The following is a 23,895-nucleotide window of genomic DNA, read 5'->3' on the forward strand; positions in this document are numbered from 1 at the left end:
ATCGTCGCGCGCCTTACCTCTCCACCCTTGATGGATGGGAGGCGGGCCGATGCCGGATGCCCTGACACGATTGCCGAGGGACGGAAGCGCAGTGAGGATCCTGGTCGTCGAGGATGATGCCGACACCGCCGCCTATGTCGCGCGCGGGCTGGAGGAGGCGGGGCATGTCGTGGACCGCGCCGCGGATGGCCAGGACGGTCTGTTCCTGGCGACCGGCGGCGGGCATGACGTGATGGTGGTGGATCGCATGCTGCCCAAGCTGGACGGGCTGTCGATGGTGCGCGCCGTGCGCGCCGCCGGGATCGCGACGCCGGTCATTTTCCTGACCGCGCGCGCCGGCCTCGGCGACCGCATCGAGGGCCTGGAGGCCGGTGGCGACGACTATCTTGCCAAGCCCTTCGCCTTCGCCGAGCTGCTCGCGCGCATCAACGCGCTGGCCCGCCGCCCGCCGCTGCAGCAGGAAATCACCGTGCTGCGCGTCGGCGACCTGGAAATGGACCTGATCCGCCGCAGCGTGACCCGCGCCGGCAAGCGGATCGACCTGCAACCGCGCGAGTTCCGCCTGCTTGAATTCCTGATGCGGCGGGAAGGCCAGGTGGTGACGCGCACCATGCTGCTGGAAGGTGTGTGGGACTTCCACTTCGACCCCAAGACCAGCGTGGTCGAAACCCATATCAGCCGGCTGCGCGGCAAGGTCGACAAGGGCTTCGGACAGGACCTGCTGCACACTGTCCGCGGCGCGGGCTACGTGGTCCGTGCCGATGCCTGACACCGCGCCGCGCTGGGCCTTCGCCCGCACCACGGCGTTCCGGGTGACGCTGCTGCACCTGCTGCTGACGCTGACCGGCACCGCGCTGGTCGGCGGCGTGGCGTGGTGGGTGACGGCGGGCTTCGCGGCGCGCCAGGCCGCCACCGAGATCGAGCGCGGCATGGGCGTGTTGCTGCAATCGGGCGCGCTGTCCGGGGCGCGCGGCGTCGCGCTGTCGATCGAGGCGCGCCTCGCCGCCGATCGCAGCGGGCAGGAATTCTACCTCCTCGCCGCGCCCGATGGGCAGCGTCTGGCCGGCAACCTGTCCGGCGTGTCGAGCGAACGCGGGTGGCGCGAGGGGACCATCCGCCAGCCCGACGGGACCAACGCACCGGTGCTGATGTACGCCCAGCCGTTGCCCGGCGGCGGCGCGCTGGTGGTCGGGCGCGACCTGACCGCGGCGCGTGAACTGGAACAGCGCCTGCTCACCAGCGCCGGCTGGGTCGGCGCGGCGGTGCTGCTGCTCGGGCTGGGCGGCGGCCTGCTGATCGGGCGGTCGGTCGCGCGGCGGGCGGCGGCGATGGACATTGCCCTGGCCGCGGTGCAGGGCGGCGACCTGGATCGCCGGCTGGCGGTGCGTGCCGGAGGGGATGAGTTCGACCGCCTGGCCAACCGCATCAACGCCACGCTCGACCGGCTGCAAGCCCTGATGGCTGCCTTGCGGGAGGTCACCGACGACATCGCCCACGACCTGCGCACGCCGCTGACCCGGCTGCGCCAACGCCTGGACGATGCCGCCCGCGCGCCGACCGCCGAAGCGATCGAGGCGGCGCAGGGCGAGGCCGATCGCCTGCTCGAGATCTTCGCCGCGCTGCTGCGCATCGCGCAGGTCGAATCCGGCACGCAACGGGCCGGCTTCACCACCGTGGACCTGTCCGCCATCGCGGAGTCCGTCGCCGAGGTCTATGCACCGGCCGCCGAGGACCGCGGCCAGGCGCTGGCGACCGAGATCGCCCCGGGTGTCACGATCACCGGCGATCCGGCGCTGCTGACGCAGATGCTGGCGAACCTTGTGGAGAACGCGGTCCGCCACGGCCGCGCCGGCGGGCGGATCGGTCTTTGCATCGCCGGCGATGGCATCACAGTGACCGATGACGGCCCCGGCATCCCGGAAGCGGAGCGCGAGAAGGTGTTCCACCGATTCCATCGGCTGGACGCGTCGCGCTCGACACTCGGCAGCGGACTCGGTCTTGCGCTCGTGCGCGCAGTGGCCGATTTGCACGGAATCGAGGTCGCGCTGGAGGATGCCGCACCCGGGCTGCGCGTGCGGCTGTCCCTGCCGCGGGCCGGGTGACGCCACGATCGACGCGGCATGGGTTGAGAGGGAGCAGGATGGGGCGACGCCCCTCCAGTTCCATCAGAACCCGGTCACGATCCCCGACGTCCCGCTCGCCCGCTCCAGATCCGCCAGCGCCACCAGATAGGCCCGCCGCGCCTCATTGGCCGCCAGCCGCGTCTGGTTCAGCGTGCGCAGCGAATCCAGCACATCCAGCAGCGAACGCCCGCCGGCCAGATAGGCGCGTTCGGTGATCGTATAGGCCTCCTCCGCCTGCCGTAGTGCCGTGCCGTTGTAGACGGCGAGCAGGCGCTGCGCCTGCTCATAGCTGGCCCAGCTCGTCGCGAAATCGGCCCGCGCCTGGGCCAGGACGGTGCCGGCATTCGCCTCGGCCTGGCGTTGCTGCGCGGCGGCCACGCCGATATTCCCCTCGACGATGCGATGGGTGAACAGCGGCACCGAGAGCGAAATGCCGATCTGCGTGCTGGCGGAGGCATCGTTCGGCAGATCCTGCTGCAGCCGCGACCGCGACACCGTGCCGCCCACGGTGATGTCGCGCCAGCGCCCGGCCTCGGCCAATTCCCGATTCGCCGTGGCTGCCGCCGTGCCGCGCGTGGCGGCAATCACGTCCGCGCGGCGCGGCACCGCATCGGCCAGTTCCGCGCGGGTAAGGCCGAGCGGCGGCGAACGGTCGATCCGTCCGCGCACCTCATAGGCAGCACCGCCACCGGCCGGCAGCGCATCGCCATCGATCAGCGCGGCCATCGCCGCCACCTGCGCGGCCAACGCCTGGCGTGCCGCGGCCACATCCGCCTCGAAGGGCGGACGGCTGGCGCGGAAGCGGATGACATCACCCTCCGGGCTCTGGCCGAGTTCCGCCTGGCGGCGCAGCAGCCCTTCGGTGCGTTCGAAGGAGGCGAGGGTTGCGCGCGCGACATCAAGGTTGGCGCGCGCCACCAACGCCCCGAAGAAGGCCTGGCGCAGGGCGAAGACCTGGCCGCGCATGGTGTCGAGTACCAGCGCCTCCGCCGCGCCGATCTGCTCCTCGGCGGTGCGCACGCGCAGGCTGCGCTTGCCGCCGAGCTCGATCACTGCGGTCAGCCCGACTGCGAGGTTGTTCGCCGGGCTATAGGCCCGCACGCCGTTGACCGTGCCGCTGTACTCGTTGAACTGGCCCGCGGTGCTGCCGACGGTGAACTGCATCGGCTGGATGGAACTGCCCACCAGGCGCTGCGCGCGCGCGGCATCGACGCCGTACCGCGCGCCGGCGACGGCGAGGTTGCGTTCGACCAGCAGGCGCTCAGCCTCGGCAAGCGTCAGGCCGGGCGCCGCCGGAGCGGTGGCGGCGGGGCGTGTCCCGTTGCGCGGCGGCGTCTGCGCCATCGCCGGCAGCGCGCAGGCGGCCATCAGGGCGATCAGGCGGATTGACGGTACGGCCATCTCAGCCCCTCCCATGCACGGCGTCGGGCGCGGCGTCGGTGATCAGCCCTTCCTCGCGCTCCTCTCGCTCGGCGGCCTTGCGGCCGAGCAGATCGGTCATCACCGGCAGCACCAGCAGCACGAAGACCGGCACCAGGCCGATGCCACCCACCACCACGATCGCCAGAGGCTTCTGCACATCCGCCCCGATGCCCGAGGCCAGCGCCATCGGCAGCAATCCGCAGAAGGAGGCGAAGCAGGTCATCATCACCGGGCGCAGGCGGTCGCGCCCCGCGCGTTCCAGCGCGGCGCGCCACGGCAGACCTTCCTCCCGCACCTGGGAGAAGTAGGAGAGGAAGATGATCGCTTCCATCACCGTGATGCCGAACAGGGCGAGGAAGCCGATCGCCGCGGGGACGGAGAAGTTCAGCCCCGACAGCCACAACGCGGAGACGCCGCCGGTGATCGACAGCGGCAGCAGGGAGAGCACCATCAACGTCTCCTTCAACCGCCCGAAGGAGATGTAGAGCAGCACCGCGATCAGCCCGAGCGCGATCGGCACCACCGTCGTCAGCCGACGGATCGCGTCCTGCAGGTTGCGGAATTCGCCGACCCATTCAAGGCGATAGCCGGGCGGCAGGGTCACGGCGCGCGCGACGCGTTCCTGCGCCTCACTCACCGCGCTGGCCGGATCGCGCCCGCGCACCGCGAAGCGCACCGGGATGTAGCGGGAGGATTCTTCGCGGTAGATGTAGGACGGGCCGGTGATCAGTTCGATCTCGGCGACGTCGCGCAGCGTGGCGCCGTCCGGCGTGCCGATCGGCATGCGACGGATAGCATCGATGCTGTCGCGGAATTCGGGGGCGAGGCGGACGATGACCGGGAAGTTGCGGTCCGCCCCGGGCTCATACAGCCGTCCGGCCTCCTGCCCGCCCACCGCCGCGGCGATCTGCGCCGTGACGTCGGACACCGAAAGGCCGTAGCGCGCCGCCCGCGCGCGATCGACGCGGATCGACAGGGTCGGCTGGCCGAGGCTCTGCAGCACCGCCAGGTCCTCGACGCCGCGCACCTGCGCGACCTCGCGGCGCACCTGCTCGGCGATGCGGGTCAGCACTGCGAGGTCGGGGCCGCTGATCTTGATCGCATTGGCGCCCTTCACGCCGGACGCCGCCTCCTGGACGTTGTCCGAGATAGTCTGGGAGAAGGAGAATTCGATGCCGAGGAATTCCCGCTGAAGGCGCCGCTGCACGGCATCAACCAGCCCGTCCCGGTCATGCGCGGTGGTCCATTGCGCCTGCGGGCGCAGCGGCACGAAGAATTCGGCATTGAAGAAGCCGGCGCTGTCGGTGCCGTCATCCGGGCGGCCATGCTGGCTGGTGACGGTGATGACCTCGGGGAATTCCATCATCACGCGGCGGATGCGGTTGACGGTCGGCTGCGCTTCCTCGAGTGAGATGGTCGCCGGCATGGTCGCGCGCAGCCAGATGCTGCCTTCCTCGAGCGTCGGCAGGAATTCGGCGCCGAGACGGGTGAAGATGCCGATCGTCGTGCAGAAGGCCAGCACGGCGAAGCCCATGGTCACCGCACGCCGGTTGATCGCCGCGGCATAGGCGCGGTGATAGGCCCAGCGCAGTCCGCGCACGAGGAAGGTGTCGCGTTCCTCGGTCTTTTCGCTGAACAGGGTGGCCGACAGCACCGGTGTAATGGTGAAGGTCGCGATCAGCGCGCCGATGATGGCGTAAGCATAGGTCTTGGACATCGGGCCGAAGATGCGACCCTCGATGCCGCCCAGCGTGAACAGCGGGATGAAGGCCGCGATGATGATCAGGGCGGAGAAGAAGATCGCCTTGTCCACCTCGCCCGCCGCGCGCAGCACGATGCGGCTCATGCCGGTGCCGCGGTCATGGGCGTAGATGCCTTCGCGGTGCCGGGCCAGGTGGATGTGTCGGAAGATGTTCTCGACCATGATGACGGTCGCATCGACCAGCAGCCCGAAGTCGAGCGCGCCGAGGGAGAGCAGGTTGGCGCTCTCGCCGCGCGCCATCATCATCAATATGGCGAAGAAGAAGGCGAAGGGGATGGTCGCCGCGATCACCAGCGCGCCCTTGAAGTCACCCAGGAACAGCCACTGGATGATCAGGATCAGTGCCACGCCTTCCAGGATGTTGTGCACCACGGTGCGCGTGGTGACCGTCACCAGCTCCTCGCGGTCATACAGGGGCACCACGCGCACGCCCGGCGGCAGCACGCCGCCGGCATTGATGCGCTCGACCTCCCGCTGCACGCCGTGGATGGTCGGCAGGGTCTGCTCGCCGCGCCGCATCAGCACCACGCCGAGCACCGCGTCGTCGTCATTCTCGTGGCCTGCGACACCCAGGCGCGGCAGGGTGCCGATCTCGACGGTCGCGACGTCCTCGAGCAGCACCGGCGCGCCGTTGTTCGACCCGAGCACGGTCTTGCGGATGTCCTCGAGGTCCCGCATCAGCCCGATGCCCTGCACCACCGCCGATTGCGGGCCGAGCCGGATGGTGCCGGCGCCGACATTGGTGCTGCCGTTGCGCACCGCCTCGATCACCCGCGACAGCGGCAGCCCATGCGCCGCCAGCCGTTCGAGATCGACCTGCACGTTGTACGCCTTGGTCGACCCGCCGAAGGTCGTCACGTCGATCACGCCGGGCACGCGCTTGAAGCGGCGATCCAGCACCCAGTCGTTCAGCGTCTTGAGTTCGGTCGTGGTCCAGCCTGGTGGGCCGACCAGGCGGTAGCGCATGATCTCGCCGATCGGCGAGCTGGGCGAAATGGAAGGCTGCGCGCCGTCCGGCAGCCCCGAGAGCTGGCCGAGCCGGTTCAGCACCTGCTGCAGCGCTTCTTCATAGGTATAGGCGAAGGTGAACTGCACCCGCACGTCCGACAGGCCGAACAGCGAGGTCGAGCGCACCGTCGTTACGTTCGGCAGGCCGGACATCGCCACCTCGACCGGGATGGTGATGTAGCGCTCGATCTCCTCGGCGCTCTGGCCCTGGTTCTGGGTGATGATCACCACGGTGGGCGGCACCGGGTCGGGATAGGCCTCGATGTTCAGGCTGCGGAAGCTGACCACCCCGACAACGAGGAACACGCCGAACAGCAGCAGGATGAGCGGCCGGCGTTCAAGGACGAAGGCGACGAGATGGCGCATGGTTCACCGGCATGCGCGCCCGCGGGACCAGGCGGGCCCGGCGGTACGCAATCTTGATTGTTCGTTGGAAGCGTTGAGGCGGTCGCACCGCCCCGGCGGTCAGTCGGCGGCGGCGGCGCGGTCGATGAACAGGGCGCCGGCGGTGACGATGCGCGCGCCGGGTTCCAGCCCGTCCCGCACCTCGAACATATTACCCGCGCGACGGCCGAGCGCGACCTTGCGCAGCGCGAAGCGGTTGCCGTCGAGCGCGGCCCAGACGCTGGTCTCCGCACCACGATGGATCACCGCATCCGCCGGCACGCCGAGCGCATTGCCGTCGCCGCCCACGGCGATGCGGAAATTCGCGAACATCTCGGGCTTCAGGACGCCGTCGGGGTCCTGCACCTCGGCGCGCACCGGCAGGCGCCGGCTGGTTGCGTCGAGCGAGGAACCGATCGCCGAGACCCGTGCCTGGAACACGCGGCCCGGCAGGGCATTGACGCGAACCTCGACCGGCTGGCCGACATGCATGTCGGGCGCGTCCATCTCGCGCACCGCCGCCACCAGCCAGACGGTGGACAGGTCGGCGATGGTCGCCACCGGGTCGGTCGCCCCGGCATTGACCCACTGGCCGGCGCCCGCGCGGCGCTGCACCACCGTGCCGCCGATCGGCGCTGCGACCGCGATCACCGCATCGACATGGCGCGTGCGCTCCACCTCGGTGATCTGGTCCGGGGTGCGGCCCAGCACCCGCATGCGGTCACGCGCCGCGGCATGCGCGGTCTCGGCGACGCGCAGGTCGGCGGCGGCATTGGCGGCGTCGGCCTCGGCCTGTTCCAGGTCGCGGCGGGCGGCGGCGCGGATCTGCACCAGTTCGCGCTGACGCGCCTCATTGCGCCGCGCCAGTTCCAGCGTCGTGCGCGCCTTGCCTTCATTGTCCACCGCGGCGAGCAGGTCATTGGTCGCCTGCACCAGGTCGGTCGTCTCGATCTCGAACAGCGGCTGGCCGGCGGCGACCACGTCGCCCTGGCGGACCATCACGCGCAGGATGCGGCCGGTGTAGGGGGAGAAGACCGGCGTCGAACGGTCCTCATCATAGGAGATGCGGCCCTCGGCCAAGCGCTCGGTGCGGAAGTCGCGCAGCAGGACGGGTTCGATTCGCAGCGACCGCATTTCATTGTCGGCCAGGCGGAAGGATCCGTCGGCGGGCTGCGCCGCGGATGCCGAAGGGCGCGCCGGCGCTTCGGCATGCTCGGACTTCTCAATGGTCAGGTACGCGAAGCCCGCAACGGCCAGCGCCGCCACGCCCGCCGCGATCGCCGCCCGTCGGCGCCAGGAGGGGGGGGATGCCGGCGCCGCGTCGATGGCCGAGGAGGAAGCCACGTCGGAGACGGGAGCGCCGGCATGCGGGCCAACGGGCGGCGGGTTGGTCATGACGTTCATGCGGTGACCTCAAAGCGAGAGCCTGCGCACCGGACCGGCGGAGGCTTCGGCTGCTGTATGGCAGCCGCGCCTTTCATCGACCTTACGTCGCGTCAGATTCCTGCGAGCGGCGGCAGGTCGATGGCGAACACCGCTCCGCCACCCGGCTGATCCCGCACCGTGACGGTTCCGCCGTGCCGGGCGGTGATCTCCGAGACCAGGGACAGGCCGATGCCCGACCCCTGCCGCTTGGTGCGGTCGGCACGCCAGAACCGCTCGAACACCCGGGCGCGCTGCGCCATGGGCACGCCGGGGCCGCGATCGGCCACTTCCACCGTGGCCGGTGCCAGCGCCCGCACCAGCACCGCGGTGCCTTCCGGCGTGTGGGTCAGCGCATTGTCCACCAGGTTGCGGATGGCGCGGCGCAATTCGCCCTCATCGCCGCGCACCCACAGCGGACCGGGCGGGCGGTCCAGGGCGATGCTGCGGCCCGACCGCTGCGCGGCCGCGGACAGGCGTTCGACCACCTCGTCGCACAGTGCCACGAGGTCCACCTCCTCCTCGGGCGAGGCCGGGCGCGATTCGGCATTCTCCAGCAACTGGTCGACGATCTCGGCCAGGTGGTCGACATCGCGCCGCAGCCGGCGCATCGCCGTGCCGTCCGGCATCAGGTCGAGCTCGGTTGTCAGGATGGCGAGCGGCGTGCGCAGCTCATGCGCCACATCGTGGCTGAAGCGGCGCTGGCGCCCCAGCGCCTCATCCAGCCGGTCGAGCGCGCCGTTGACCGCACGGATCAGCGGCAGCACCTCGGCAGGCATATCCGCCGCCTCGATGCGCCGGGAACTGGCGGGACCGATCGCCGCGGCCTGCGCGGCAGCGACATTGAGCGGCCGAAGCAGCATCCGCGTCAGCCCCAGATTGGCCATCAGGAGGACCATGGCACCGCCGCCCAGCAGCGTCAGGATCGGCGTGAAGGTCGCACCCGGTATGTCGTCCAGCAGCACGAAGGGGCTGGTCATGTCCTGCCCGACCTGCAGCGAGACGGGTCCTTCCGGCGTCTCGACCTGGCGCGCAATGCCCCAGAAGCGGCTGCCCGGTTCCTCGATACGGAAGAAGTCGTCTTCCTCCCCCTCGCCGAGGCCGGGACGCGGCAGCCAGCGCCGGGCGCGGGGAGAAGCCACCAGCAACCGGCCCTGCGGATCCGTCACGACGTAGCTGACCGATCCGCCGACGGCATCGAGCCGCGCGGTGATCTGCGCCGGCAGCGGATCCTGCAGGCTGCGGGTGCCGGCGAATCTCAGCCGCTCCGTTAACGGATCGAGCACCGCCTGCATGTAGACCTCATGCATGGCATCGACAGCACGCCGTACCTGGCGCAACACCATGGCGGCGCCCATCGCGGTGACCGCCACCGAGATCACCGCGAAGGTGATGGTAAGCCGCCCCAGCAGCGAGCGGGGGGTGACATGCATGGTCGCGAATCCTCGCCGCGCCCCGCGGCGGGGCGCCGCGCCAAGCATAGGGCGCGCAGGCCCCGTGCCGTCCAGCCCGGTTGACAAGACTTGCTCCCGTGCGCGTCATGAGCCGGCAATGCGGCTCCTGCTCGTGGAGGACAATCGACGGCTCGGCGAGCTGCTCTCCGAGGGTCTCGGACGGGCGGGCTGGACCGTGGACATCGTCGAGACCTTCGAGGATGCCGCCGCCGCCTGCCGCAGCAGCCGCTTCGACGCCATCCTGCTCGACCGCGGCTTGCCGGATGGCGAGGGTCTCGACCTGCTGGGCCAGCTGCGCGGCGGCGATGCGACGCCGGCCGTGCTCGTGCTGACCGCGCGTGGCGGCCTGCAGGATCGCGTCGAGGGGCTGAACCGCGGCGCCGACGACTACATTGTGAAGCCGGTGGCACTCGAGGAACTGGTCGCGCGCATCAATGCCGCCGTGCGGCGCACCGGGTCGGTGCGGCCGAATGCGGTGACCTGCGGGCGGCTGTCCTACGACCCGCTGACGCGCGCCATCACCATCGATGGCCGGCCCTTCGACCCGCCACGGCGCGAACGCGTGGTGCTGGAGGCGCTGCTCAACGCCCTGCCCCGTGCGGTGGCGAAGGACCTGCTGGAGGAACGCCTGGTCAGCTTCGAGCGCCAGGTCGGACCGAATGCTCTCGAGGTGTACGTTCATCGGCTGCGTCGCCGGCTCGCGGACAGTGCCGCGGGCGCGGCGATCGAGACGGTGCGCGGGCTGGGATACCGGCTGGTGGCGCAGGACGGACGAACGGCCTGACCCGGCGGTCCGCGGGTATCGAGTGCCGTGGCTGTCACAGCGTGTCGCCGAGTGTCGTCGCACCTCGTCGCCGGCCTGATCGCCCTGGTCCTGCTGCTGCTGCTGCCCGGCACGGCGCGGGCGCAGGGCGCGCCCGATGGCTGCGACGGCACGGCCCTTCTGCGGGGGCTGTGCCTCAGCAACACCGAGACCTTCGACGCCATCGCCAATCTGCGCGGGGGCGTGCGCCGCGGCATCGCGGGCATGAGCCAGACCGAGACCCAGCTCACCGCCGACCTCGGCGTGCTGGCAGGGCTCGACGGCTGGACGGCGCAGATCTCCACCTTCCTGCTGCTGGGGCAGCAGGTATCCATCGATCGTATCGGCGGCATGGCACCGGCCAGCAATATCGAGGCGCTGGCCACCTTCCGCCTGAACGAAATGTGGATCGAACGGCAATTCGGTGCCTGGGGTTCGTTGCGGATCGGCCAGCTCGCGGCTGATTCGGAATTCGCGGTGGCGGAAGGGGCGATCAACCTGGTGAGCGGCACCTTCGGCTGGCCGGTCGCCTTCGGGTCCAACCTGCCGGGTACCGGCCATGGCTACCCGCTGCCGGGGCCGGGGGCGCGGCTCACGCTCGGCAAGCCGGATGCAGGGACCGGGCTGCGGCTGGCGATCTTCGCGGGCAATCCGGCCGGCCGCTATGCACCCGACACCGACCCGCAGCGGCATGACCGCTACGGCACCGTCATCAGCTTTTCGGGCGGTGCGCTGATGATCGCCGAGGCCACCACCGGCGGTACCCGGCCCGATGACGAGAGCCCACGGCCCTGGGTCGCGAAGCTCGGCTTCTGGTACCACAATGGCGGCTTCAACTCGCAACGCACCGACAACAATGGGCTGCCGCTGGCAAGTCCGCTGTCCGATGGGCAGCCCTGGCGCTACGGCAACAACCATGGCGTCTACACGGTGCTGGAAAGCGAGCTGGCGCGTCACGGCCAGGGCGCGGTGATGACCTATCTGCGCGCCCTGGCCCAGCTGCCCGACCGCAGCCTGGTCTCGCTGCAGGTCGATGGCGGCCTGGTCTGGCGCAACCCCTTCGGACGGTCGGGGGATGCGGCGGCGCTCGGCGTGTCCTGGGCACGGATCGGGCGTGGGGCCCGTGGCTACGACCTCGACAGCATCGCTTTCGGCAACCCGACGCCGGTGCGCAGCCAGGAGACGCTGGTCGAGCTGAACTACGCCTTCACCGTGCTGCCCGACCGGCTGTGGATCCAGCCGCTGACTCAGCTGATCCTGAACCCGGCGGCCGGCGCGCCGGATGAGCGGCGCAGCCCAACGCAGTCCCTGCCCAATGCCGTGACCGTGGGGCTTCGCGCGGTGGCGCGGTTCTGAAGGGGCTTTGAACCCCCGGAGCGGATTCCGACCAGTCGAAATTGGCTGATCGGGAGAAGATGCTCGCGAGAGCAATGCGCTGGAGACAGTGCCGTGAGCCGGTGCGAACGGAAATGTCCTTGGACGGCGGGCGGGCCGCGTCCGCGGCCCTTGCGTTGGTGCCGCGAACTGTCGCGCGCGGGGAAAGGCAGGTGTCCCGGCGCGGTCGCGCTTCGCACTCGCGGATCGCAGCCAGGGCTGCGGTCCGATGGAGCGCCTCACGGAGCGGTCCCGGACCGCAAAGGGGAGGCTGGCGGTCAAGGCACGCTCGCGGCATCCGGGCGGCGGGATCCGTTGGACTGCCGTCACCGAACCGTCTCTTGCCGCGCCGGCGACAAAGCGGGACGGCACCGGCCAACCGCCCCTATAGTCAGGTCAGCATGCGATTTCGCTCCCTTCTCCCCTGCCTGATCGCCTGCGCCCTTCCATTGGCCGGCACGGCGCATGCCGAGGAAGCGGACGACCACTGCAACGGCACCGCCCTGCATGACGGTATCTGCTTCAGCAACGAAGAAACGCTGGACGCCATCGCCAACCTGCGTGGCGGCGTGCGGCGCGGCGCGGCTGCCATCAGCAAGACGCAGTCGACCCTGGCCGTGGACCTCGATGCGCTGGCGGGCCTCGAAGGCTGGCGATTCCAGGCTTCGACCTTCCTGATCCTCGGCCAACAGGTCACCGCCCACCGCATCGGCGGCTTCGCCGCCGCCAGCAGCATCGAGGCGCTGACGACGTTCCGCCTCAACGAACTCTGGATCGAACGAGCCTTCGGCGACTGGGGATCCCTGCGCATCGGCCAGCTCGCCGCCGATGCCGAGTTCGCCGTGGCCGAAGGGGCGGTGAACCTGGTCAGCGGCACCTTCGGCTGGCCGGTCGCCTTCGCCAACAACCTGCCGGGCAACGGGCCGGGCTATCCGCTGCCCTCCCCCGCCGTCAGGCTTTCGCTCGGCGCGCCGGATGAAGGCACCGGGCTTCGCATGGCGGTCTTCTCGGGCAATCCGGGCGGGCGCTATGGGGTCGATACGACATCCCAGCAGCACAACCGCTACGGCATCACCTTCAGCACCGCCGGCGGTGCGCTGATGATCGCCGAGGCCACCACCGGCGGCACCAGGCCGGATGCCCACAGCCCGCGGCCCTGGGTCGCGAAGCTCGGCTTCTGGTACCACAATGGCGGCTTCAATTCGCCGCGCTACGACGATCGCGGCCAGTCCCTGGCCAGTCCGCAATCGACCGGCATTCCCTGGCGGTACGGGCATGATCGCGGCCTCTACACGGTGCTGGAGACCGTGCTGGCCCGCGACGGGGGCAGTGCCGTCATGGCCTATATCCGCGCCCTGGCGCAGCCTTCGGACCGCAACCTCGTGTCGTTGCAGGTCGATGGCGGGTTGGTCTGGCGCAACTCCTTCGGGCGGCACGGGGATGCCGCCGCGCTGGGCGTGTCCTCGGCGCAGGTCGGCAGCGCGGCGCGCGGCTTCGACCGCGACAGCACCAGTTTCGGCAACCCGCTTCCCGTGCGCAATCGGGAGACGCTGATCGAGGTGAACTACGCCTTCGCCGTGCTGCCGGACCGGCTGTGGCTCCAGCCCTTGGCGCAGCTGGTGGTGAACCCGGCGGCACGCACCCCCGACGACCGGCGCAGCGCGACGGAACCGCTGCCGAACGCGGCCTTGATCGGGGTGCGGGCGGTCGCGCGGTTCTGATACCAATGGCACGAGTCGTTGACCCGTGCCGAGGCCGCGAAGGCGGCCCGCCGGTCGTCTGGCGAAAGCCAGGCAAACCGAAGGTTTGCGCGTCACGCCATGGGCGTGCCTTCGGCACGACGCGTCCGAGGGCAGGCCGAAGCCGATGCCAAGGGGCGAAGAATTCGGCCGCTGGTATGACGCGTGGCGCCGGAACCCGGCATTCCAAAGACCCGTTGGCCGTTGGCGAGAGGGGTGCTCGAAGGGGGCCAGACCCCCTTCGACTGCCGCTCACCGCGGCCCGGCCGCATCCGGCCAGAAGCGCACGCCCTCCCGCGCCAGCCCACCGCCGACGCCGATCGCCGTCCCGTCCGCCCGCCAGCAGGCGGCCCCTTCCAGCACGCCGTCATCGTGGAAGCGGATGGCGCACATCCCGCCCCCCACATGCGGCATGCGCGCTATGTCGTGGCCGCGCGCAGCAAGGTCGGCACGCACCGCTTCGCCGAAGGCGGGCTCCAGTTCCAGCGCATCGCCCTGCGTCCAAAGCCGCGGCGCTTCCACCGCCTCCTGCAGCGCCATGCCGTGGTCGACCAGGTTGAGCATGCCCTGCATGACCGACCCGAAGATCCGCAACCCACCCGGCATGCCCAGCGCATAGGCCGGCTTGCCGCCGCGCAGCACGATCATTGGCGCCATCGAGGTCGTCACCCGCTTGCCCGGCGCGATCGACAGCGCCTTCCCGGGACGGGGATCGAAAGTCGCCAGGTAGTTGTTCGGGATCATCCCGGTGCCGTGGACGATGAAGCGCGCCCCGAATGTGGAATTGATCGTCTGGGTGAAGCAGCAGACGCGCCCTTCCCCGTCGGCCACCGTCAGATGCGTGGTGTTCGGGCTTTCCGGTGCGACACCCGGCCCCCAGGCCTGGGCGCGAGCCATGTCGATCAGCGCGCGGCGTTCGGCGGCATAGGCGGGCGAGGTGAGTTTCTCCACCGGCACCTGGACGAAGGCCGGGTCGCCGGAGGCCGCGGCGCGGTCCGCGAAGGCGATCTTCAGGCATTCGGCGACCAGGTGCACCGTATCCGCCGTGCCGAAACCCATCGCCCGCAGGTCCCAGCCCGACAGCATGTTCAGCATCTGCAGCACATGCACGCCGGAGGAGGCCGGCGGTGGCGGCAGCACGATCTCGACATCGCGATACGGCCCGCGCAGGGGCGCGCGCTCGATGGTGCGGTAGCCCCGGATGTCATCGGCGGTGACGATGCCGCCGGCCCGCGCGATGCCATCGGCCGCCGCCTGCCCCAGCGCGCCGTCCAGCGCCGCGATGCCTTCCTTCGCGATCGTCTTCAGCGTGTCGGCATAGTCGGACTGCACGACGCGGTGGCCCGGCTTCAGCGCCATGCCGTCCGGCACGTACAGCGCGGCGATGGCGGGGTCCTTCACCATGTCCGGCGCCGCTTCCTTGGCGCATTCGACAAGGTAGGGCGTGGCACGGTAGCCGCGTTCGGCATGGCGGATCGCCGGCGCCATCACATCGGCAAGTGGGACGGAGCCGAAGCGCGCGAGCATCTCGCACCAGGCCTTGAGGTTGCCCGGCACCGCCACCGAGAGCCCACCCACGGTATTCGTGCGGCCCACCGATTCCAGGTTGCGCGGATTGTCCGGCTGCGCCGGCGCGAACATGTCGGGGCGCGAGGCGGCGGCGCAGGAGGCCATGCCGTCGATGATGGTGTGCGTGCCATCTGCCAGCCGCAGATGCGCCGTCCCGCCGCCGAGCAGGCCGACCATCATCGGTTCGACCACGGTCAGCGTGAACAACGCGGCGATCGCCGCATCCACCGCGTTGCCGCCGGCCGCCAGCATCTCCGCCCCCGCGGCGGAGGCGAGCGGATGGTTGGTCACCACCATCCCCTTCGTGCCCGTGGCGGGCCGCTTTTCGGTGGTGAAGCGCGTACCCGCGCGCGCGGTCCAGTCCTGGGTCATGGCGACGAAGCGTCCTTCAGGGGGATGGCGAGGTGAGGCGCAGCACGCGCTGCGCCTGGCAGAGATCTTCCCGCGCGCGCTCCTCGGCGCGCCCGTCCAGCCAGCGGATGCGCAGGTCGTTCAGGCAGCTGGAGCCGTTCGGTGGCGTGACATGCAAGGCATTGCCCGGCGGCAATTCGACGCGGCCGATCAGCGAAGGCCCGAAGCGCGCCTGCCCCGCCGGCGAGAGCTCCAGCGCGACGATCGTCCCGGGCCCGAGATTCATCAGCATGAAGGTGCGCGGCCGTGGGTCCTGCTGCGCCGCCAGCGGCGTGGCGAGCAATATCAGCGCGACGATACCGCGCCAGCGCCCTTGCCCCCCTCGAAACGCAGTTCCGGCGCCGCGCAAAGATCAACCCCCGGACGATCCTCGGTCCTGCCGCCAACATAGACAGCGCGGATGTTGAAGACGCAACCCTGCCCGTCCGGAGCGCGGATCTGCACGGCGTTGCCGGGCGTGATCTGGGCATTGCCGAGCCAATCCTCACGCCCCACGCCCGCGCCGGCAGGCGCCACGAAAAGCCTGGAGATCGTGTCGCGTGCGACATTCATCACCCGCGTCGCGGATGCCGGCGGCGGTGGCGCGAGGTCGGGCGCGCGTGCTGCTCCGGGTGTCGGGACGGGCGGCGCCTGGGTGAAGCGCGGCACCGGCGGCGGAGCGGCGGCCTGGGGCAGCGCGATGGTCCCGCCAAGCCCGGCCAGGGAGGAGTTCGGCGCCAGGGCGCGCGCACCGCTGCCATCATCCGTCCGCGCCGGCGCTGGCGGCGCCGGCAGCACCAGGCGAGCGGCCAGATGGGGTGGCAATTCGGCAAGGGCCGGCGGTTCCCCTGCCGCGGCGGCTGATGCCGGTGCCGAATCGGCGATGGCGACCGGCGCATCGGCCGCCGCGCCCAGCAGCCTACGCAGGCGGGGCTCCAGCAACCAGGCCGAGATGCCGAGCGCCACCAGCAGCGCGGCTGCACCGACACCAATCGCAACGCCCATCCCGATTCGCCTGCGTGGCACGCCTGGGTCCGCCGCCGCCTTGGCCACCGGCGGTGACGCAGCCTGCACCGGCGCGGACGCATTGCGCGCAGCAGGCGGCGGGGAGGGCCGCGCCATGGCGGCGGCCGGAGGCGGCGCCACCGGGCGCCCTTGCGCGGCCGCATGAGACGCCCGCGCCGCTGCCACCAGCGCCGCGGCCTGGGCCCGTGGGATCTCAATGGTCGCATCCGCCGCGAGCGCCAGGCGCACGCCCGCGGCCAGCACATCCGCGTGCTGGTCCACCGGCGCGGGGAAGGCGTTCACCCAATGGGATCCGGCCAGGTGCAGTCGGAGAGCGCCGCCGGGCTGGCAATCCTCGACCCGCACCGGCACCAGGGCCAGGGATTGCGAGACCGCGGTCACGACTTCGTTCCTGACATGGACCGAGCCCGCGGTGCTGCGCGACAGCACCAGCACCATGGCGTGGGCTCGGCCGATGGCGGTCAGGATCGCCTCGCCCCAATCCGCACCGGCGGGGACGTCGCGCGGCGCCACCCAGCAACGGATGCCGCGCGCCTCCAGCGCCGCGCAGATCGCCTCGGCGGCGGCGCGGTCAGGTGACGCATAGCTCAGGAAGACGTCATGCGGCATGGGCGGCGTCCGGAACGACCGGGTTCTGGCACAGCCAGGGCGGACGCGCCATGCACCAACCGTCACACGACGCGCCGGCACGACCATCCCGCGCACCCTGCACGACCATCCCGCGCGCGCCGCGCGACCATCCCGCGCGCCCCACGCGACCGCCCCCGCAACCTTGCACAACCGTCACAGATTGCCCGGCGCGGCGCCTGCCTTCTAGGATCAGGCCATCCGCGCGGCAGGAACCGATGTCCGACTCCCTTGCGGAGGTCCTTGCCCTGGAGGCTGAGGGCCTCCTCCTATCGGCCCATGACAGGGCCATGGCTGCCTTGTCCGACCATCCGGACGACCCGGCGCTGCGCTACCGCGCCACGCTCACGATTGCGCGTGCCGGGGCCACCGGCCGGGCGCTCGACCTGTTCCACCAGTTGCGCCTCGATGCTGAATCGGATCCGGAGATCGCCGCCCTCGGCGCCCGGCTGATCAAGGACCGCGCCTTCGAACAGCCGGCGGCCGCGCGCGGCCCGCTGCTGGCCGAAGCGGCGCAGCGCTACGAAGGCCTGTGGCGCCGCGGCTGGGAGGGCTGGCACGGCGTCAACGCCGCCGCCCTGCATTTGATGGCCGGTGATCGCACCCGCGCGGCCGCCATTGCCGAGGCGGTCCTGCGCAACCATCGCGATTCCGGCGACTACTGGTCGGCCGCGACCGAAGCCGAGGCCCTGCTGCTCGCCGGACGGGAACTCGGCGCCCGCCGCGCGCTCGAGGAAGCGGAGGCGCGCGCCGCATCCGACCTGTCCGCCCGCGCCACGACCCGGCGCCAGCTGCGGCGGGAAGCCTTGGCGCTCGGCGTGTCGCCAGCCATCGTCGATGCGCTGCGCATCCCGGCGGTGCTGCACTACACCGGCCACATGCCGAAGCCCGGCCAGGACGACCTGGCGATCGAGGGGCTGATCGCCGCGACGCTCGATGCGACGATCGCCGCCCAGCATGTCGGCATGGCCTTTGGCGGGCTGGCGGCGGGGCTCGACATCCTGGCGGCGGAGGCGCTGCTGCGCGCCGGCATCACGCCGACCGTGGTGCTGCCCTGCGACGCCGATACCTATGAGGCCGCGTCCGTGCTGCCGGCCGGGGAACGCTGGGTGCCGCGCTATCGTGCCCTGCTGGCGCGGGTGCGCATCCAGCTGCTGGATGAACGGCCCTTCCCCGGCGACGACCTGCATCTGGCAATGGCGGCGCGGCGCGCCATGGGCCTCGCAAGGCTGCATGCCCGCCACCGCGACGGGGACGCGCTGCAGGTCGCCGCCTGGGACCGCGTGCCGTCACGCGGGGCGGCCGGCACCGGCGCGGATGTCACGGCCTGGACGACGGCCGGCGGGCGATCGCTGTTCCTCGGCTGGCCCTGGCCGCGCAACGGCAGCCCGGAGCCGCCGGACGAGCCCCGCCGCCGGGCGATGGCGGTGCTGTTCGGCGACCTGCCGCGCTTCAGCGCATTGGACGATGAGGGTCTCGCGCGCTTCTACGACGGCCCGTTGGTGGCGATGGGTGAGGCGCTCGACCGCCACCCCGCCACCTATCGCAACGCCTGGGGCGACGCCGTGCAGATCACCTTCGAGCAGGTGACCGACGCCGCCGCCTGCGCCTTCGACATGCGCGCCGCGCTGGAAGTCCAGGAGCCGCCGATCCATCCGCGCTTCGCGCTGGATTTCGGCCCGATGCTGCCGGTGCACGACGCCGTGCAGCGGGCCGACAAGTATTCCGGCCGGGCGATGACGCGTGCCGCGCGCATCGAACCGGTGACGCCGCCGGGGCGCATCTTCGCCACGGAAGCCTTCGCCTGCGAGGTCGCCTTGCTGCCGCGCGGCACCGGCCTCGCCTGCGAATATGCCGGCCGCATCCCGACGGCCAAGGGTTTCGGGTCCCTGCCACTGTATGCGCTGCGGCGCTCGGGCTTCGAGGAGGACATGGCATGAGCGACGCGCGCCTCGCCGAGGAACTTGGCCACATGACGCTGTTGCGCACCCTGCCGCCGGCCGCGCTCGCGCGCCTGGCCGAGGGCGCGCGTCGCGTCTCGCCCGCCGATGGCGCGCCGCTGTTCACCCAGGGCGACCCACCCGACGCAGTCTATGCCGTGCTGGAGGGGCGCGGGCGCGTGCGCGTCGGGGTGCCCGACAGCGCGGCCAAGCGCCTGATGGTCGAGGTCTTCCGCACTGGCGACATCTTCGGCGAGATTGGTGTGCTGGACGGGTCCCCGCGCAGCGCCGACGCGCTGGTGCAGGGGGATGTGAAGCTCGCCCGCATCCCCGCCGCCGCCTTCCTGGAGGTCGCCGAGAGTGAGCCCGCACTTGGGCTCGCCCTGGCAAGGGTGCTGTCGGCCCGACTCCGGCGGACCTTCGGGCTGCTGCAGGATGCGACCTTCGCGCCGCTGGAAGTGCGGCTGGCGCGGCAGGTGGTCTATCTGCTCAAGACCGACAGCGTGAAGACGGATCGCGGCGTGCGGCTCGCCGCACGGTTCCGCCAGGGCGACCTCGCGGACCTGCTGGGGGCGACGACGCGCAGCATCATCTCCATCTTGAATGCGTGGCGGGCGTCGAACCTGGTGTCCTACGACACCGAGAAGGCGTTCCTGTTCGTGTTGGATGAGGCGGGGCTCGCCGCCGTTGCCGCCGGGCCGCGGGACGGGGCGTGACACCACCGCCTGCGGTCGCCCATCGGATGGCGATGTCCCTGCGGGGGCTGTCAGGGCCTATTGCGGCCGCGCTGCTCCTCCTCGCGCCGCCTGCCCTGGCCGAGGGACCGAGCGCGAAGCCGCAGCCGCTCGGCGGCATCCCGCAGGTCCGGCCCTATGCGGCCGGGCCCGTGTCCTCGGTGGCAGCGCTCGCCGAAGTCCCTGGCCCCGTCTGCACCATCCAGCACATCCCGGTGTTCAACGCGGCCATGGTCGAGGCGCGCACGCGCCTCGCGGCGGCTGTGCGCCTGGTCCGCGACACACCGGACCATCCCCATATCCGGCAGTGGTTCGGCAATGCCCCGCACCAACTGGTCCTTGGCACGCTGCAAAGGTCGGCGACACGGCTCGCAAACACGGCGGGGTTCGACATCCACTGCAACGATCCTGGCCGCTGCCGCCCGGAGGTCGGCGCCTATGTCCAGGTCCTGTCGCACGTCCTGCGGGATGCGCAGGGCCGGCCGGCCGTCACCTACCGCGTCGATGAGGGCCAGGTGATCGGGGTCTGCCCACCCTTCTTCCGCGCGCGGATGGACGGCACCGGGACGCGCTGGGGGATGCTGGTCCACGAGGCGACCCATTTCGCCGCCGAGACCCGCGACCATGTCTATGGCCGGAACGCCAGCCTGGCCCTGGCGCGGGAGAACGGCATGCGCGCCGCGGAGAACGCTGACAACTACATGTTTTTCGTCGAGACGCTGCCGCGGCCCTGATCGGCGGCGCCCGCCGGCGGCGGGGGTGAAGGATTTCGGCGCGGCTTGGCCCGCGCCATGGCAGGATGCAGCACGATGAAGCGTTTGATCCCGATCCTGCCGGCCGCGCTGCTGCTGATGGCCGCCGGACCGGCCGAGTTGCCGACCACCAAGCCGCCGCCTGCCGAGGCGAATCGGCAGGTGCTTCAGGTCCCGCTGCCCACCGACAAGCCGCCGCCCGCCGTGCTGACCGCCGCCGACATACCCGGGCCGGCCTGCACGCCCGAACACCGCGCGCTGATCGACGACGCGCTGGCCGAGGCGCGCACACGCCTGGCCGCCGCAATCCGCCTGGTGCGCGAACAGCCCGACCACGCGCACATCGCCCGCTGGTTCGGCGATGCACCGCGCAAGACGATCGGCATCACGCTGGACCTGACCGCGGCGCGGCTGGCCGACATGACCGGGCTGGATGTCCGCTGCAACGACCCGGCCGGCTGCCCGGGCGGTCGCTTCGCCTATGCGCGCGAACGCGACCTGGTGCTTGGCCTGTGCGCTCCGTATTTCCGCGCCCGCATGGAAGGGACGGATGCGCGCTGGGGCATCCTGATCCACGAGGGATCGCATATCGCTGCCAATACGCGCGACCATGCGTACCGCCCGAACGGCGCGCTGGCGCTGGCGAAGGAGAATGCGTCCCGCGCCGCGGAGAATGCCGACAACTACGAGTACTTCGTCGAGACCTTGCCGAGATAGGGTTACGGCTTCGTGCGGAACCGAGAGGGGCCTTGCCCCTCTCGGGCTCACCTCACCAAAGGCTTAAGGCCTTTGGGAACCTCGACTTGGCGCCGGGCGGGCGGGTTCGCCACGCCAGCCCCTGTTCCTGGCCGCCATGCCCTGCACCAGGTGCTGGTTTCCGAAGGGCCACCGTGCTTTGAGGGGGGGGGGGTGGCTTGCAAGGGTGAAACCCCTCCAACCTTCGTCCGAATTCCAGCGCGCATAGGGCGGCGCGCCACCGTTGCCCATCACCCCATCCGCGCCTTCAGCACGAACAGCGCGACCACCGCCGCCACCCCGAAGCCTGCCGTCAGCAGCAGCGACTGCGTGCCCACCGCATCGACCAGCAGCCCGAAGAAATACGGTGCGAAGGCCTGCGAGGCGCGTGCCGGTGCGGTGATCAGCCCCTGCCGGTGCCCATATCCAACCGGCCCGAACAGCGCGAGCGGAAGGGTGCCGCGGGTGATGGTCAGCATGCCGTTGCCGGCGCCGTGGATCAGCACGAAGACCGCCGCCATCGGCGCGCCACCCGCCAGTAGCACGGCGACCGCGACCGGATGCGCCGCCGCGGCGATCTTCGCCGAGGTCATCGGGTCGACCTTGCGCAGGAAGCCAAACTCCAGGATCCGCGCGCCCACCTGCGCCGGGCCGAGCAGCGCCCCGGCCGCCACCGCCGCCGCCGCCGTCGCGCCCGCCGCCTGCAGCAGCCCAGGCAGATGCGCCCCGAGCGCCGAGGCGCTGAAACCCGCTGTCGCCAGCACGAAGGCGAGCAGCGCCATGTCGGCGACGCGCGGCGCCGGCCCCGCCCCAGCCGCGGCGACCGCCGCCTTTTCCGGTGGCGGCACGCGCGGGATGAGCAGCCGGTTCAGCGGCAGGCCGACCAGAATATGCAGCGCCGCCCAGCCAAGGCACGCGCCGCGCCAGCCCCATTCGGTTTCCATCAGCGCCGAGGTCGGCCAACCCACCGTGCTGGCGAAGCCGGCGATCAGCGTGATGCCGGTGATGCTGTTGCGCGCTTCCTTGCCATAGAGTCCGGCCAGCGTCGCGAAGGCGGCGTCATACAGGCCCATCGCCATCGCCACGCCGACCACCGCCCAGGCGAGGCAGAACACCAGCGGCCCCGGGGCCAGGCCCATCATGACCAGGCCGGCCGCGAAGACGACGTTCGACACCGCCAACACATCCCGCCCGCCGCGCCGATCGATCGCGCGTCCGGCCGCCGGGCCGAGCACCGCCGTCAGCAGCAGCGCGAGGGAGAAGATACCGAAGATGGTGGCGCGCGACAGGCCGAACTCCGCCGCGATGGGCGTCGCGAGGATGGCGGGCAGATAGTAGGACGATCCCCAGGACAGGGTCTGCGTCGTGCCCAGCACGGCAACGGTGAGAGCGCGGTTCGTGGCGATGGTCATCAACGCGCATCCTCGATCGAGGGCGGCCACGCGCCAAGCCGGATAAGCGAGGCGGCTGTGGCGAGGTCGCGCCACCGACCACCCGAGCGCACCATCCACAGCAATGCATCGACGAAGCGCCGGTTGTCGCATCGCGGACCGCGCTGCCCAGCGCGGCCTCCAGGTATCAGATCCCGCAGCCGCTCCCACTGATCGTCTCGCAACGCATCAGGATCAACGTTCATCCAGGCCTCGGCTCCAAAGCCAGCCTTGAATCACGCCTTCTCATCAGGGGGGAATCCCCACATCCAGGGAAGTCGTCATCACCGCCTAAGGCCGGAGCATGTGGCGTGGGCGTATGCGAACGCAGCGCGCTCCAGAAGGCCGGGGCGAGACCACCCCGGCCCGGCCACCCACCGACGTTGCGTCGCAACGCCGCTGCCTCCCCAAACTCTCCGCTTTTTCCGTCACCCGGCGCCGCCCACCAGGGGCGGTCTCCAAATGACGAAGAACGGAGGGGGATTCGGGGGAGGTGTCCCTCCCCCGACCTTCCTCAGCGCCGCCGGCGCGGCGCGGGTGCCGCCTCGGGCGTGGCCGCGGCCACCGTCGCTGCCGCCTTTTGCCGGTCGAGCCGCGCCAGGTCCTCGGCCAGATACCCGCGCAGCGTGTCCGCGGTGTCGATGGTTGCATTGGCGCTGCGCTGCGCCCGCGCGATACCGGGCGCCGCCGCCTGGCGGATCTGCTCGGCGCGATCGGCGAACCAAGCGTCCAGCGCGGCGGCCGAAGCGAAGGGTTGCGGCGGCAGCGGCACGACCGTGTCGTTGTAGCGACGCGTGCTGCCGGTCTGCACCGCCAGCGCATTCTGCGCGATGCCGCTGCCGACCGGCTGCGGGTGATGTATGCCGGACGCGAAGTCACGCACCGGGCGGATCACCACGGTGGTGTCCATACTGCCGGCCGCGCTGCAGGTCGCCTGGATGGCGGCCGTGCCGCGCGGCAGCGGCACCATGGCGGGGGTGATCACCGCCGCGACCTGGCCGTTCGTTGCCATGTTGGTCAGGACGCAGCGCGCTCCGACGGGGTCGGAGGTCAAGGCGATGCTGCCCGAATAGGGCGGCGGCCGGGGATCGTTGCCCAGGGCGGAGGAATCGCTCATCGCACTGCCGCACCCGGCCAGCACCAGCGGTGCGAAAAGGGCCGTGGCCAACATCGTCAGGTGGTTGCGGCTCGTCATGGCGCTC

At 71.2% G+C, this 23,895-nt stretch carries 18 protein-coding genes and 1 pseudogene; 9 read left to right on the forward strand and 10 right to left on the reverse strand.

Features of this window, described 5'->3' with window-relative positions:
* Window positions 1-91 precede the first annotated feature (91 nt).
* Complete coding sequence (locus AAFN86_RS15215; protein ID WP_347544202.1) at window positions 92-769, forward strand: response regulator transcription factor; 678 nt, start codon at window positions 92-94, stop codon at window positions 767-769.
* On the forward strand, window positions 762-2,102 hold the full coding sequence (locus AAFN86_RS15220; protein ID WP_347544250.1) for a HAMP domain-containing sensor histidine kinase: 1,341 nt from the start codon (window positions 762-764) through the stop codon (window positions 2,100-2,102). Before AAFN86_RS15215 ends, AAFN86_RS15220 begins: the two co-directional genes overlap by 8 nt.
* A gap of 63 nt (window positions 2,103-2,165) precedes the next feature.
* Here the strand turns inward: AAFN86_RS15220 and AAFN86_RS15225 are convergent, their stop codons facing one another.
* The 4 genes from AAFN86_RS15225 to AAFN86_RS15240 form a co-directional block, all read right to left on the reverse strand.
* Window positions 2,166-3,524 carry a TolC family protein gene (locus AAFN86_RS15225; protein WP_347544203.1) on the reverse strand — a complete coding sequence of 453 codons (1,359 nt, stop codon included), beginning with the start codon at window positions 3,522-3,524 and terminating at the stop codon, window positions 2,166-2,168.
* 1 nt (window position 3,525) lies between these two features.
* Window positions 3,526-6,681, reverse strand: coding sequence for a CusA/CzcA family heavy metal efflux RND transporter (locus AAFN86_RS15230; protein ID WP_347544204.1), 3,156 nt, complete (start codon window positions 6,679-6,681; stop codon window positions 3,526-3,528).
* 99 nt (window positions 6,682-6,780) lie between these two features.
* A complete protein-coding gene (locus AAFN86_RS15235) occupies window positions 6,781-8,103 on the reverse strand; it encodes an efflux RND transporter periplasmic adaptor subunit (RefSeq protein ID WP_347544205.1) in 1,323 nt (440 codons plus the stop codon).
* Between the two features lie 92 nt (window positions 8,104-8,195).
* On the reverse strand, window positions 8,196-9,554 hold the full coding sequence (locus AAFN86_RS15240; protein WP_347544206.1) for a HAMP domain-containing sensor histidine kinase: 1,359 nt from the start codon (window positions 9,552-9,554) through the stop codon (window positions 8,196-8,198).
* Window positions 9,555-9,672: 118 nt separating this feature from the next.
* On the opposite strand from AAFN86_RS15240, the gene AAFN86_RS15245 reads away from it, so the two are divergent.
* The 3 genes from AAFN86_RS15245 to AAFN86_RS15255 all read left to right on the forward strand — a co-directional run bounded on the left by AAFN86_RS15245 (window position 9,673) and on the right by AAFN86_RS15255 (window position 13,472).
* Complete coding sequence (locus AAFN86_RS15245) at window positions 9,673-10,359, forward strand: response regulator transcription factor (protein WP_347544207.1); 687 nt, start codon at window positions 9,673-9,675, stop codon at window positions 10,357-10,359.
* Window positions 10,360-10,410: 51 nt separating this feature from the next.
* Window positions 10,411-11,733, forward strand: coding sequence for a carbohydrate porin (locus AAFN86_RS15250; RefSeq protein ID WP_347544208.1), 1,323 nt, complete (start codon window positions 10,411-10,413; stop codon window positions 11,731-11,733).
* Window positions 11,734-12,152: 419 nt separating this feature from the next.
* A complete protein-coding gene (locus tag AAFN86_RS15255; protein ID WP_347544209.1) occupies window positions 12,153-13,472 on the forward strand; it encodes a carbohydrate porin in 1,320 nt (439 codons plus the stop codon).
* Window positions 13,473-13,742: 270 nt separating this feature from the next.
* Here AAFN86_RS15255 and ggt read toward each other — a convergent pair whose 3' ends face one another.
* From ggt to AAFN86_RS15270, 3 genes are read right to left on the reverse strand one after another with little or no spacing between them, the layout of a single operon-like run.
* Window positions 13,743-15,431: a gamma-glutamyltransferase gene (gene ggt, locus AAFN86_RS15260; RefSeq protein WP_347544210.1), complete on the reverse strand. Its 1,689-nt coding sequence runs from the start codon at window positions 15,429-15,431 to the stop codon at window positions 13,743-13,745.
* 16 nt (window positions 15,432-15,447) lie between these two features.
* Window positions 15,448-15,753, reverse strand: a complete 306-nt coding sequence (locus AAFN86_RS15265; RefSeq protein ID WP_347544211.1) for a hypothetical protein — start codon at window positions 15,751-15,753, stop codon at window positions 15,448-15,450.
* A gap of 2 nt (window positions 15,754-15,755) precedes the next feature.
* Window positions 15,756-17,084: a toll/interleukin-1 receptor domain-containing protein gene (locus AAFN86_RS15270; protein WP_347544212.1), complete on the reverse strand. Its 1,329-nt coding sequence runs from the start codon at window positions 17,082-17,084 to the stop codon at window positions 15,756-15,758.
* A 308-nt stretch (window positions 17,085-17,392) separates the two neighbouring features.
* Here AAFN86_RS15270 and AAFN86_RS15275 point away from each other — a divergent pair, with 308 nt between their 5' ends.
* The 4 genes from AAFN86_RS15275 to AAFN86_RS15290 all read left to right on the forward strand — a co-directional run bounded on the left by AAFN86_RS15275 (window position 17,393) and on the right by AAFN86_RS15290 (window position 21,245).
* The gene (locus AAFN86_RS15275; protein ID WP_347544213.1) at window positions 17,393-19,042 is read left to right on the forward strand and encodes a tetratricopeptide repeat-containing protein; all 1,650 of its coding nucleotides are present in this window, start codon (window positions 17,393-17,395) and stop codon (window positions 19,040-19,042) included.
* Window positions 19,039-19,758, forward strand: a complete 720-nt coding sequence (locus AAFN86_RS15280; protein ID WP_347544214.1) for a Crp/Fnr family transcriptional regulator — start codon at window positions 19,039-19,041, stop codon at window positions 19,756-19,758. The genes AAFN86_RS15275 and AAFN86_RS15280 overlap by 4 nt, the downstream gene beginning before the upstream one ends.
* Window positions 19,755-20,510, forward strand: a complete 756-nt coding sequence (locus tag AAFN86_RS15285) for a M35 family metallo-endopeptidase (RefSeq protein WP_347544215.1) — start codon at window positions 19,755-19,757, stop codon at window positions 20,508-20,510. Before AAFN86_RS15280 ends, AAFN86_RS15285 begins: the two co-directional genes overlap by 4 nt.
* A gap of 75 nt (window positions 20,511-20,585) precedes the next feature.
* Window positions 20,586-21,245 (forward strand): M35 family metallo-endopeptidase, encoded by a 660-nt coding sequence (locus AAFN86_RS15290; protein ID WP_347544216.1) that lies wholly within the window; start codon window positions 20,586-20,588, stop codon window positions 21,243-21,245.
* A 269-nt stretch (window positions 21,246-21,514) separates the two neighbouring features.
* Here the strand turns inward: AAFN86_RS15290 and AAFN86_RS15295 are convergent, their stop codons facing one another.
* From AAFN86_RS15295 to AAFN86_RS15305, 3 genes and pseudogenes are all read right to left on the reverse strand, one after another.
* The gene (locus AAFN86_RS15295) at window positions 21,515-22,675 is read right to left on the reverse strand and encodes an MFS transporter (RefSeq protein ID WP_347544217.1); all 1,161 of its coding nucleotides are present in this window, start codon (window positions 22,673-22,675) and stop codon (window positions 21,515-21,517) included.
* A 62-nt stretch (window positions 22,676-22,737) separates the two neighbouring features.
* Window positions 22,738-22,899 (reverse strand): annotated as a pseudogene (locus AAFN86_RS15300) (transposase); the annotation flags it as partial.
* A gap of 308 nt (window positions 22,900-23,207) precedes the next feature.
* Complete coding sequence (locus AAFN86_RS15305; protein ID WP_347544218.1) at window positions 23,208-23,888, reverse strand: hypothetical protein; 681 nt, start codon at window positions 23,886-23,888, stop codon at window positions 23,208-23,210.
* Window positions 23,889-23,895 lie beyond the last annotated feature (7 nt).

Origin of the sequence: Roseomonas sp. CAU 1739 (assembly GCF_039839775.1) — a bacterium.
In the GTDB taxonomy this organism is placed as follows: Bacteria; Pseudomonadota; Alphaproteobacteria; order Acetobacterales; family Acetobacteraceae; genus Neoroseomonas.

Excerpts from the sequence above, each read along its gene's own strand:
- AAFN86_RS15220 (WP_347544250.1), top strand. The coding sequence starts at position 762 with ATGCCTGACACCGCGCCGCGCTGGGCCTTCGCCCGCACCACGGCGTTC.
- AAFN86_RS15225 (WP_347544203.1), bottom strand. The coding sequence starts at position 3,524 with ATGGCCGTACCGTCAATCCGCCTGATCGCCCTGATGGCCGCCTGCGCG.
- AAFN86_RS15230 (WP_347544204.1), bottom strand. The coding sequence starts at position 6,681 with ATGCGCCATCTCGTCGCCTTCGTCCTTGAACGCCGGCCGCTCATCCTG.
- AAFN86_RS15235 (WP_347544205.1), bottom strand. The coding sequence starts at position 8,103 with ATGAACGTCATGACCAACCCGCCGCCCGTTGGCCCGCATGCCGGCGCT.
- AAFN86_RS15240 (WP_347544206.1), bottom strand. The coding sequence starts at position 9,554 with ATGCATGTCACCCCCCGCTCGCTGCTGGGGCGGCTTACCATCACCTTC.
- AAFN86_RS15245 (WP_347544207.1), top strand. The coding sequence starts at position 9,673 with ATGCGGCTCCTGCTCGTGGAGGACAATCGACGGCTCGGCGAGCTGCTC.
- AAFN86_RS15255 (WP_347544209.1), top strand. The coding sequence starts at position 12,153 with ATGCGATTTCGCTCCCTTCTCCCCTGCCTGATCGCCTGCGCCCTTCCA.
- ggt (WP_347544210.1), bottom strand. The coding sequence starts at position 15,431 with ATGACCCAGGACTGGACCGCGCGCGCGGGTACGCGCTTCACCACCGAA.
- AAFN86_RS15270 (WP_347544212.1), bottom strand. The coding sequence starts at position 17,084 with ATGCCGCATGACGTCTTCCTGAGCTATGCGTCACCTGACCGCGCCGCC.
- AAFN86_RS15275 (WP_347544213.1), top strand. The coding sequence starts at position 17,393 with ATGGCTGCCTTGTCCGACCATCCGGACGACCCGGCGCTGCGCTACCGC.
- AAFN86_RS15280 (WP_347544214.1), top strand. The coding sequence starts at position 19,039 with ATGAGCGACGCGCGCCTCGCCGAGGAACTTGGCCACATGACGCTGTTG.
- AAFN86_RS15290 (WP_347544216.1), top strand. The coding sequence starts at position 20,586 with ATGAAGCGTTTGATCCCGATCCTGCCGGCCGCGCTGCTGCTGATGGCC.
- AAFN86_RS15295 (WP_347544217.1), bottom strand. The coding sequence starts at position 22,675 with ATGACCATCGCCACGAACCGCGCTCTCACCGTTGCCGTGCTGGGCACG.
- AAFN86_RS15305 (WP_347544218.1), bottom strand. The coding sequence starts at position 23,888 with ATGACGAGCCGCAACCACCTGACGATGTTGGCCACGGCCCTTTTCGCA.